The following is a 245-nucleotide window of genomic DNA, read 5'->3' as shown; positions in this document are numbered from 1 at the left end:
GACTTAATTATCCTTGAAACCTCAGTAATTAACAATTATCGGCGTTCGGTTACCCTTGATGATACCAAAAAGTCTACTTCTCTTAACAGCGCAATCGTGACAAGCTTTCCATTTACTCTGCACGCGCTTTTTCCGGACTGCGATATATCTTCAGCGTGTTTTCCACCCGTTCGACTTTTTGTTTTATTCCATTGTCATTCAATTTGAGAGCTTTAATGCTGCAGGAGCACTTGTAATGAGCTGAT

At 40.4% G+C, this 245-nt stretch carries 1 pseudogene; it reads right to left on the bottom strand.

Going from position 1 to position 245, the window contains the following annotated elements:
- Window positions 1-62: 62 nt before the first annotated feature.
- Window positions 63-149, bottom strand: a pseudogene (locus tag P6709_RS20195) (hypothetical protein); the annotation flags it as partial.
- Between the last annotated feature and the right edge of the window lie 96 nt (window positions 150-245).

Source organism: Jeotgalibacillus sp. ET6, assembly GCF_029667115.1.
Lineage (GTDB): Bacteria > Bacillota > Bacilli > Bacillales > Jeotgalibacillaceae > Jeotgalibacillus.
This window is presented reverse-complemented; position numbering and strand designations above follow the sequence as displayed.